We start from the raw sequence: 9,310 nt of genomic DNA, 5'->3' as shown, positions 1-9,310 counted from the left end.
ACCAGCCCACCACCCGCACCCCCCCCCCCCCCCCCACCCAACCCCCTCCCCCCCCCCCCCCCCCCCCCCCCCCCCCCCCACCGCCCTTGAACTCTGCACGCACGGCCACCTCTGCCGAAAGGGCTGTGCGGCGCGCTCATCGGTGGAACGCGTCCTTCACCTTCTGACCGGCGCCGCGCACATCACCCTTGGCGCGTTCCGCCCTGCCCTCGGCGGTCAGCCGCTCGTTCCCGACCATGCGGCCCACGGTTTCCTTGATGGCGCCCTTGGCCTGGTCGGCCTTCGCGGAGAACTTCTTGTCTGCGGTCATGGTTCGCGCTCCTCACTGTCGAGCTGTTGAGCCGTTCCGTTGACATAGGAGCGCCTGCCCGAGTACTTCCACCGCAAACCAGTGAACCGCGGACCTGTGGATGTCCGCCCTCAGCGGACCTTGGCCGCGCCTACGTAGAAAGAGCTCTGCTCGTCCTCGGGCGCCGGTGTTCCCTTGAACCACTTCGGGGCCGTCACCAGCCCCGGGTCCACCAGATCCAGCCCGTCGAAGAACCGCAGGACCTCGGCGTGCGTGCGCAGCCGGAGCGCGATGCCGCCCTTGCCGTAGGTGTTGGTGACCTTGCCCACCAGGTTCTGCGGCTGGAAGTCCGCGGTGCCCTGCGAGAAGACGAAGACACTGCCGGACGGCAGCGCGTCCACCAGGGTGCGGGCGATGCCGTACGGGTCGTCCTCGTCCGGGATGAAGTGCATCAGGGCGATGAGGGACAGCGCGACGGGCCTGCTGAAGTCCAGGAAGCCGCGGGCGTGTTCGAGGATCTCGTGCGGCCTGCGGACATCCGCCTCGATGTAGTCGGTGGCGCCCTCGGGCGTGCTGATCAGCAGGGCCTCGGCGTGACGCAGCACGATCGGGTCGTTGTCCGTGTAGACGACGCGCGAGGCCGGCGCGATCTTCTGGACGATCTGGTGGAGGTTCGGCTCGGTCGGGATGCCCGTACCGATGTCGAGGAACTGGTCGATCCCGCTCTGCGCCACCCAGGCCGCGGCGCGGTGCATGAACGCGCGGTTCAGCCGCGAGTCGCGCCGGGAGTCCTCGGGCAGCTGCTGCCCTATCTCGCGGTCGACCGGGTAGTTGTCCTTACCGCCCAGCAGGTAGTCGTACACCCGCGCCGGGTGGGGCTTGCTGGTGTCGACCTGGGGCTTGGGTATGCCTGCCGTCATCTCGGTTCACAGTTCCTTACGGAAATCGGCGAGGATTTGTTTGGTGCGGCGCGCGGATTCCGCGTGAGCCACCATGCGGTCCATCGCCTCCATGTGCTCCGCGACCTCACCGGTGTTGTCGATATAGAGGGCACCGGTCAGATATTCAACGATGACCATATCGGGCAATTCGGGTATAGCGAAGCGGAACAGCACGAAGGGGCTGTAGGTGCCGGGGTGATGCCCGGCGGCGAACTCGGCGATCTGAAGCGTCACATTCGGCAGCTCGGTCGCGGCCAGCAGCCGGTCCACCTGGGCGCGCATCACGGCGGACGAGCCCACGGGGCGATGTAAAACCGTCTCGTCCATGACAACCCAGAAAACAGGGGCGTCCGGCCCGGTCAGCAGCGACTGGCGCGCCATGCGCAGCGCCACATGGCGTTCGATGCGCGCCGGATCGTTCCGGCCGACCTCGCCGTAGGTCAGGATCGCGCGTGCGTAGTCCTCGGTCTGGAGCAGCCCCGGCACGAAGTGCGGCTCGTAGCACCGTATGGTCTTGGCCGCTTCCTCCAGGCTGACATGGCCGCCGAACCACTCCGGCAGGACATCGTGGAAGCGCTGCCACCAGCCGGGCTTGTTGGCCTCGTCGACCAGCTGGAGAAAGGCGTCTGCCTCATCGCCGGTCACCCCGTACGAGGGCAGCAGCATCTGTATGTACGGGACTTTGAGCGCGACCTCGGCCATCTCCATGCGCCGTATCGTCGCGGGCGCCACATGCAGCAGTCTGGCGGCCTCGTCGCGGCTGAGACCGGCTCTCTCGCGCAGCCCCTGGAGCTGCTTGCTCAGGACGAGTTGCCCAATCGTCGGGGCAGACCGAGGCTCGCTCACACCCCACCACCGGCCACCAGCATGCGGGCAGTTTGCCATAGGGGCCCGAGGCCGCACACGGGGGCGTCGGCGTGGACGGACCCGAGCGTTCCGGCCGGACGGCAAGATGAACCCGCGACGTCGACAGGGTCATCTTCCGGTGTCCTGAGGATGGCGTCCGCCGGTTAGCATCGATTCGCGGCATCTTCTCGCTTCCCGCCGTTCACCTGTCCTGCCCTGTCCCTTCTCCCCGCCGCTTCCGGACCTTCCCGCCCTTCCCCGCTCCCCTGCCTCGCCTCCCTCCCCTGCCTCGCTTTCCCTCCCTCCCCTGCCTCCCCTCCCCCTTTCCTTACCGTCACCAAGAGCTGGAGTGATCTGGACGTGTCCCGACCGCGTGTGGGTGTGGCCGTGCTGACGATGGGGACCAGGCCCGTCGAGCTGCGAGCCCTGCTGGACTCCGTCGCCAAGCAGCGGGAGGCCCCGACCCGGATCGTGGTCGTCGGCAACGGCGCCCCGCTGCCCGAGCTGCCCGAAGGCGTCATCGGGATCGAGCTGGCGGAGAACCTGGGGGTCTCCGGAGGGCGCAATGTCGCCATGGAGAAGCTCCGCGCCTGCGGTGACGTGGACGTTCTGGTGGACCTGGATGACGACGGCCTGCTGATCGAGGCCGATGTGATCACGCGCGTCGCCGATCTGTACGAGGCGCATCCCCGGCTCGGCATCGTCAGCTTCCGTATCGCGGACGAGACCGGCGTCACCCAGCGGCGGCACGTACCCCGGCTGCGGGTCGACGACCCGATGCGCGCGGGCGAGGTGACGACGTTCCTCGGCGGCGGGCACGCGCTGTCCATGGCGATGCTGGCCGAGACGGGCGGCTGGCCCGACGCGTTCTTCTTCACCCACGAGGAGACCGACCTCGCGTGGCGTGCGCTGGACGCGGGCTGGACGATCCGCTACGAACCGGAGCTGGTCCTCCAGCACCCGCGCACCTCACCGGCGAGGCACGCGGAGTTCTACCGGATGACCGCCCGCAACCGGGTATGGCTGGCGCGCCGGCATCTGCCCGCGCTGCTCGTACCGGTCTACCTCGGTACGTGGATCCTGCTCACCGTGGCGCGTACGCGCTCGGTGAGCGGGCTGCGCGCGTGGTTCGGCGGCTTCTTCGAGGGCGTACGGACGACATGCGGGCCCCGGCGGCCGATGCGCTGGCGGACCGTACGCCGCATGACGGCGCTGGGCCGCCCGCCGGTCATCTGAACGCACCGCCACCCACGCCACCCACACGCACCACCGCACGCACTACCGCACGCACCGGCAAACGCGCCACCACACGCACCGCCACACGCACCGCCACACACCGCTCGGTTCAAGCGACGGCTCGCTACGCCCGCTCGATCGGCAAGTGGCGCGGCCCCCGGAGGATCGTGCTGCGGCGGTACGGGGGCGGATCCTCGGAGAGCCGGAAGCCCTCCAGGCGGGGGACCAGCGCGTTCAGGGCGATCTGGGCCTCCACGCGGGCCAGCGGCGCGCCGAAGCAGTTGTGGATGCCGCTGCCGAAGCCGAAGTGCTGGTTGTCCTCGCGGGTCGGGTCGAAGCGGTCGGGGTCCTCGAACCGCAGCGGGTCCCGGTTCCCGGCGGCGAGTACGAGGACCAGCGGGGCGCCCTTGGGGACCGTGACGTCCGCGATCTCGATGTCCGCGAGCGGGGTGCGCTGCGGGAGCAGGTGGACGGGGGGTTCGTAGCGCAGCAGTTCCTCGACCGCCCTGGGCATCAGCTCGGGCTTGTCGCGCAGCAGCCGGTAGGCGTCGGGGAAGCGCAGGAAGGTGAGCGCGCCGTTGCTGATGAGGTTGACCGTCGTCTCGTGCCCGGCGATGAGCAGGAGGGTCCCGGTCGCCATCAGTTCGGTCCTGGTCAGCCGCCCGTCGGGACCGTTGTCGTGGACGAGCGCGGAGATCATGTCGTCCGAGGGGTGGTCACGGCGCTTGTCGGAGAGATCCCCGATGTACTCCCCCATCGCCAGCCGGGCGTCCTGGCCGGCTTTCTGGCGGCCTTCCTCGTCCTGCCCCGGCGTGAGGTCGAAGCCGGCGATGATCGCGTTCGTCCAGGCGCGGACCCGGGGCACGTCCTCGTGGGGCACGCCGAGCAGCCGGCAGATCACGGTGACGGGGAGCGGGTACGCGAAGTCCTCGACGACGTCGATGCGGTCCTTGTCCTTGAACGCGTCGATCAGTTCGTCGCAGATCCGGGTGACGTCCGCGCGCAGCGCGTCGATCCGGCCCGGGGTGTGGGGCGGTCCGAAGGGGCGCATCGCGATACGGCGCAGCCGGTCGTGCTCGGGGTCGTCGTGGCCGATGAAGGCCATCTGCTGACCGCTCCGCCTGATCAGCGGGACCGTGGACGGGTCGGCGCGGTTGCGCCAGTCCGAGCTGATCCGCGGGTCGTGGAGCAGTGCGGCGATCTCGTGGTACGTGCCGACCAGATAGCTGCCGTCGTCCTGCCGCGACACCCCGTTCTCGCGGAGTTCCGCGTAGAGGGGATACGGGTCGGCGCGGTTCGCGTAGTCGGTGATGCGCTGGTAGAGGGTGTCCGGGGACATGCTGGGGGGCTCCTCAACGACGGTGGGCGGCGGTCGGGGTCGGTTCGTGCCGCACCAAGGTCAGGCGCCGGTCCGGCAGATGGCCGGTGAGGGCCACGGTCGGTCCGTGCGAGAGCAGTTGGGGATCCGGCACGTCGGAGGGGAAGGGCTCGACCGAGTCGGGCCGGTCGGCGGCCCCGCGCTCGGGGGGAAACGGCGCCGCCGTCTCGATGAGGTACTCGTAGTGCTCCAGCCACTTGGCCCGGTTCACCGTGACCGCGGCGGTGATCCGTCCCTGGTAGCCGTACACGGCGACGAGCCTGCGCTCCCGCAACGAGCCCTGGGCGATGACCACTTGGTCGGAGAAGGTCGGCACGCCGACCGACTTGATGTTGAGGCCGAACTGACTGGACCAGAAGGCGGGCACCGCCAGATGCGGGCGCCTGTGCGGGCCCGTGCTGACCATGTTGTGCGCCGCCACCTCCGCCTGCGCGACCGCGTTGCCCCAGTGTTCGAGGGCCAGCATCTGGTATCCGAAGAGCGGATGCGGGAAGCGGGCCACGTCACCGGCGACGAAGACGTCGTCGGTGACGATCCCGTACATGTTGAAGGCGCGGCACCCCGCGTCGCAGGCGACGCCCCGCGGGCCCGCGGCCAGACCCGATTCGGCGAGCCATTCCGTGTTGCGTACGGCGCCGAGCGCGACCACGGCGACATCGGCCTCGATCCGGCTGCCGTCGGAGAATTCGGCGCCCGTGAGCCGTCCGTCGCGGCCCTTGAGGGAGGTGACCGTCACACCGCAGCGCAGATCGACGCCGTGCGCGCGCTGCAGCCTGGCGGCGAACCCGCCGAGTGCGCCGCCGAGCGCTCCGATGAGAGGCGAGGGGCCGCGTTCTGCGACGGTCACCTCCAGGCCGCGTTCCCGGCAGGCGGAGGCGATCTCCGAGCCGGTGAACCCGGCGCCGATCACCAGGACGCGGCGCGGCCCGGCGTCGAGCCGTTCCGCCAGCTCGGCCGCCTCGTCTCGCGTACGCAGCGTCAGCACGCCGTCCAGCCGGGCTTCGGCGGGGTCCGGCCAGGGGCGGGCCCGGGTTCCGGTGGCGATGAGCAGCCGGTCGAACGGGAGCCGTTCGCCGTCGGCGAGGATCACCTGTTTCTCGATCGGATCGATCCCGCCGGCCCGTACGCCGAGCTTCCATCGCGCGTCCACCTCGCGGCGGGCCGGCAGCCCGATGTCCGCCGCGCGCGTCCGGCCGAGCAACACCTGTTTGGACAGCGGCGGCCTGTCGTACGGGGGGTGCGGCTCCTCCCCGACCAGCGTCAGCGGTCCGGTGAAGCCTTCGTCGCGCAGCGTCTCGGCGGCGCGCAGACCGGCCAGTGACGCGCCGACGATGACGATGCGGCCGTCCCACGGTTCACCGGTCACCGGGACCCCGCCCGCTCGCCGACGAGGATGGCCTGCACCGGACACGCCGCCGCCGCCCGGCGTACATGCTCATGCTGGCCGTCGGGCACGGTCGGTGTGAACATCAGGGCCTCCTCGCCATGCAGCTCGAACACCTCAGGGGCGAGAAACACGCACTGCGCGTATCCCTGACAGCGATTGAGATCGACAACGATCTGCATACCGGTCCACTCCTCCGCGCCGCCCGCCGTCTCCGTCCTATGGCCTGCGCGGGAGCGGCGCGAGCGGTGCTGCGCCGACGGGGTGACCCCGTGCCTCCGTGACCTCGGTGAAGCTCGGTGGCCCTCGGTGACCTCGGGGTTCTGTCAGGGGCGTCGGGTGTAGAGCCGGTAGAAGACCACGATGACCGTGGCGGCGCCGATGGCCAGTCCGATGCCGGAGGACAGCAGAACGCTGTGGTTGGTGAGGCTGTAGAGGAAGCCCATGCCGCCTCCGACCAGCACGCCCCAGGCCGCGGCGCGCACTTCGTTCATCAGCCGGGGCTGTACGCGGACGAGGCCGAGGACCAGGAGGGCCGCGAGCGCGCCGGAGATCAGGGCCAGGGCGAGCTGACCGTAGGTGGCGGGGCCGCCGCCCCGGGCGATGTAGGACGCGTACGCGCCGTAGGCGATGCCCAGCAGGAGAGAGTTCACCAGGAGGCGTGGTGAGATACGGCGCCGCCCGGACTCCTGGAGGCGTGCGCCCGTCGCACCCGGCGGGCGCGCGCCGTCGTGCAGCGGAAGATTCCCCGGATGACGCCCCTGGGGACGCCCTGGGAGACGCCCCGGAAGGTGAGGCGGGAGATGAGGCGTCAGCGTGCGGTGCCGTGTGGGCGCCGGTGTCTGGGTGGCCATGGCAGGGGGGCTCCTTCCCTCGCGCCCCCCGCGTCCGCCCCCGCTTCTCCAGGGCACACCCGCCCGCCGTACGCGTCAACCTCAGCCGAGCGCCCCACGCGCGCCCGACGCGCGCCCGCCACGCACCTGCCGGGCCCACCGAGAGTCCGAGGCGAACCCGCCACGCACCCGAGGCGCGGCCGACACGCACCCGACACGCACCCGACGCGCTCTCACCGGGTCGGCGGCGCCCCGCTCGCGCCCGCCGCCCCGTACCCGTTCCCTTGAGGAGTGCGGACCTACCTCTCCACGGCGCTGATCGTCCTGCTGACGGTCCTCGCCCCGCTGAGCGCGGTCGCGGCCTGGGTCGATCTGGAGGTCGGCGACACCGACCGCTTCGTCTCCACCATGGCGCCGCTCGCCTCCGACCCGGACGTACAGAACGCCGTCGCCGACCGGATCACCGACGAGGTGCTGGCCGAGATCGACGTGGGACCGCTCCTCAAGGAAGGGGTCCGCGGGCTGCTGCACGACGCCGTCCTCTCGTTCGAGACGACCAACGCCTTCAAGAACGCGTGGAAGACGGCGACCCGCGCCGCCCACGCCACCGCGGAACAGGCGCTGACCAGCGGTGGCGGCAACGCCGTGACGATCGATCTGGCGCCCATCACCGCGCGGGTGAAGCAGCAGCTGACCGACGACAGCGTGCCGTACGCGAACCGGATCCCCGTGCGGCATACGCAGATCATCGTCCTGGAGGCCAATGGACTCGGGATCTGGCGCGATGTCACCCAGGGGCTGCGCGCGGCGGGGATCTGGCCCGCCGTCGGAACGCTGGCCCTCACCGGGGCGGCCGTGCTGCTCGCCGTCCACCGCCGCCGCGCGCTCATCGGTGCCGGTCTCGCGTACGCGGCCGGTGCGGCGCTGCTGTTCCTCTGCGTCGCCGTGGCGCGCGGGTCCATCCTCCAGGACCTGCCGGACACCGGTGACAGGTCGGCCGCCGCCGCGATCTTCGACGCGTTGACCTCGTCGCTGCGTACCGCCGGCTGGTGCGTGCTCGCCGGCGGGCTCGCCCTGGCTCTCGGGGCCTGGCTGAGCGGCCGGTTGCCCCGGATGCCGCACATGCCGCACATCACTTCCAGCGCGCCGCGCAGCTCCTCTCCTGTCTGACCTCCGGCCGACTTTACTAAATCTTTATACCGATCCCACCCGACCGAATGTCCCTTTTGAGGCATTTGGAGCACCATGGGGTTATGAGCCAGAACACAGCACAGAGGCCCCCCACCACGGGCATGGGCACAGGCACAGGCACAGGTACGGGCACAGGAACAGGCATGAGCACCGGCACCGGAGCAGGCACCGGCGCACATGCGGAAAGGAAGGCAGCCTGGGCTGTTGGCGGTAGCTTCTTCGCCGGTGTTCTCATGCTGGTCGCGGGAGCTGTCGACATACTTCAGGGCATAGCGGCCGTACGCGGCAACGCGGTCTTCAACCGCGTCACCGGATACGCGTACACGTTCAACCTCGGCTCCTGGGGCTGGATCCACATAGCCCTCGGAATCCTGGTCGCCCTCACCGGACTCGCGCTTCTCATGCGCGTTCCGATGGCACGGTACGTCGGTATCGCACTGGCGGTGCTCTACTTCGTCGCGCAGTTCATGTACCTGCCGTACGCGCCTGTCTGGGCGTTCGTCGGCATGGCCCTCGCGGCGTTCGTGATCTGGGCACTGACCACGGACCGCGGAGCGGCCTCGGCGGGCAACAGATCCTGACGGTCCGGAGATCCTGACGGTCCGGCACTGAAGGGCCGGTACCGACGGCCCGTCACCCCTCCCCCGACCACGCGTCATCAAGCGCTCGACCACGCAACGTCCGCGCATACGGGCACAGCGGCTCTCTCGCTTCTGTGTCCGTATGCGCGTACGTACGCGGCACGGCAAGGAGAACGGGATGAACGCAGCCAGCGACGCCGCCGGCAACGGCAGGACCGGCAACGGTAAAGCCGGCAGCGGCAAGAACGGCGAGATCTTCGACACCATCGGCTCCCTCGTCGCGGAGGAGCGCACCCTGCGCGAACGCTCGACCGAGCACCTCGGCCTCGGCGCCGACGAACAGGCGCGGCTGCGCTCCGTCGAAGTCCAGCTCGACCAGTGCTGGGATCTGCTGCGGCAGCGGCGCGCCAAGTCGGAGTTCGGCGAGAACCCCGACGAGGCCGCGGTACGGCCCCCGGGCGAGGTGGAGGGCTACCAGGGCTGACGCCGCCCGGCCCACTCCCATGACTCCGGCGGGTCCCGGGGGGGGGGGGCGGGGGGGGACCGACAGCCGCCGCCCCACGCATACTCTGCGTGGTGCTGTTGGCGCTCTCTTCGGGGCTCATCCCCACCCCACCATTCCCCGTATCCG

General features: G+C 70.4%; 11 protein-coding genes. 4 read left to right on the top strand and 7 right to left on the bottom strand.

Going from position 1 to position 9,310, the window contains the following annotated elements:
- Positions 1 to 136 precede the first annotated feature (136 nt).
- The 3 genes from ACZ7LS_RS14560 to ACZ7LS_RS14550 all read right to left on the bottom strand — a co-directional run bounded on the left by ACZ7LS_RS14560 (position 137) and on the right by ACZ7LS_RS14550 (position 2,076).
- Complete coding sequence (locus tag ACZ7LS_RS14560; protein ID WP_382528189.1) at positions 137 to 310, bottom strand: CsbD family protein; 174 nt, start codon at positions 308 to 310, stop codon at positions 137 to 139.
- 110 nt (positions 311 to 420) lie between these two features.
- A complete protein-coding gene (locus ACZ7LS_RS14555) occupies positions 421 to 1,209 on the bottom strand; it encodes an SAM-dependent methyltransferase (RefSeq protein ID WP_385131016.1) in 789 nt (262 codons plus the stop codon).
- A gap of 6 nt (positions 1,210 to 1,215) precedes the next feature.
- The gene (locus ACZ7LS_RS14550) at positions 1,216 to 2,076 is read right to left on the bottom strand and encodes a helix-turn-helix domain-containing protein (RefSeq protein WP_382528195.1); all 861 of its coding nucleotides are present in this window, start codon (positions 2,074 to 2,076) and stop codon (positions 1,216 to 1,218) included.
- Positions 2,077 to 2,436: 360 nt separating this feature from the next.
- On the opposite strand from ACZ7LS_RS14550, the gene ACZ7LS_RS14545 reads away from it, so the two are divergent.
- The gene (locus ACZ7LS_RS14545; RefSeq protein ID WP_382528198.1) at positions 2,437 to 3,312 is read left to right on the top strand and encodes a glycosyltransferase family 2 protein; all 876 of its coding nucleotides are present in this window, start codon (positions 2,437 to 2,439) and stop codon (positions 3,310 to 3,312) included.
- A 124-nt stretch (positions 3,313 to 3,436) separates the two neighbouring features.
- On the opposite strand, the gene ACZ7LS_RS14540 is transcribed toward ACZ7LS_RS14545, so the two are convergent.
- From ACZ7LS_RS14540 to ACZ7LS_RS14525, 4 genes are all read right to left on the bottom strand, one after another.
- Entirely contained in the window at positions 3,437 to 4,651 is a 1,215-nt protein-coding gene (locus ACZ7LS_RS14540; RefSeq protein ID WP_385131013.1) for a cytochrome P450, read from the bottom strand.
- 13 nt (positions 4,652 to 4,664) lie between these two features.
- Entirely contained in the window at positions 4,665 to 6,056 is a 1,392-nt protein-coding gene (locus ACZ7LS_RS14535; protein ID WP_382528202.1) for an NAD(P)/FAD-dependent oxidoreductase, read from the bottom strand.
- Complete coding sequence (locus ACZ7LS_RS14530; protein ID WP_129772876.1) at positions 6,053 to 6,256, bottom strand: ferredoxin; 204 nt, start codon at positions 6,254 to 6,256, stop codon at positions 6,053 to 6,055. Before ACZ7LS_RS14530 ends, ACZ7LS_RS14535 begins: the two co-directional genes overlap by 4 nt.
- Positions 6,257 to 6,400: 144 nt before the next feature.
- Positions 6,401 to 6,727: a hypothetical protein gene (locus ACZ7LS_RS14525; protein WP_382528205.1), complete on the bottom strand. Its 327-nt coding sequence runs from the start codon at positions 6,725 to 6,727 to the stop codon at positions 6,401 to 6,403.
- A 471-nt stretch (positions 6,728 to 7,198) separates the two neighbouring features.
- Between ACZ7LS_RS14525 and ACZ7LS_RS14520 the strand changes: the two genes are divergently transcribed.
- The 3 genes from ACZ7LS_RS14520 (at position 7,199) to ACZ7LS_RS14510 (ending at position 9,163) form a co-directional block, all read left to right on the top strand.
- Positions 7,199 to 8,077, top strand: a complete 879-nt coding sequence (locus ACZ7LS_RS14520) for a hypothetical protein (protein WP_382528207.1) — start codon at positions 7,199 to 7,201, stop codon at positions 8,075 to 8,077.
- A gap of 164 nt (positions 8,078 to 8,241) precedes the next feature.
- Positions 8,242 to 8,679, top strand: a complete 438-nt coding sequence (locus tag ACZ7LS_RS14515; protein WP_382528209.1) for a DUF7144 family membrane protein — start codon at positions 8,242 to 8,244, stop codon at positions 8,677 to 8,679.
- Between the two features lie 178 nt (positions 8,680 to 8,857).
- Positions 8,858 to 9,163, top strand: coding sequence for a DUF2630 family protein (locus tag ACZ7LS_RS14510; RefSeq protein ID WP_382675027.1), 306 nt, complete (start codon positions 8,858 to 8,860; stop codon positions 9,161 to 9,163).
- Positions 9,164 to 9,310: the final 147 nt, after the last annotated feature.

The organism is Streptomyces sp. NPDC039430 (assembly GCF_055639435.1).
Note: the sequence above shows the minus strand (reverse complement) of the source record. Positions and strands in the feature narration are given on the sequence as shown.

Excerpts from the sequence above, each read along its gene's own strand:
- ACZ7LS_RS14560 (WP_382528189.1), bottom strand. The coding sequence starts at position 310 with ATGACCGCAGACAAGAAGTTCTCCGCGAAGGCCGACCAGGCCAAGGGC.
- ACZ7LS_RS14555 (WP_385131016.1), bottom strand. The coding sequence starts at position 1,209 with ATGACGGCAGGCATACCCAAGCCCCAGGTCGACACCAGCAAGCCCCAC.
- ACZ7LS_RS14540 (WP_385131013.1), bottom strand. The coding sequence starts at position 4,651 with ATGTCCCCGGACACCCTCTACCAGCGCATCACCGACTACGCGAACCGC.
- ACZ7LS_RS14530 (WP_129772876.1), bottom strand. The coding sequence starts at position 6,256 with ATGCAGATCGTTGTCGATCTCAATCGCTGTCAGGGATACGCGCAGTGC.
- ACZ7LS_RS14515 (WP_382528209.1), top strand. The coding sequence starts at position 8,242 with ATGAGCACCGGCACCGGAGCAGGCACCGGCGCACATGCGGAAAGGAAG.
- ACZ7LS_RS14510 (WP_382675027.1), top strand. The coding sequence starts at position 8,858 with ATGAACGCAGCCAGCGACGCCGCCGGCAACGGCAGGACCGGCAACGGT.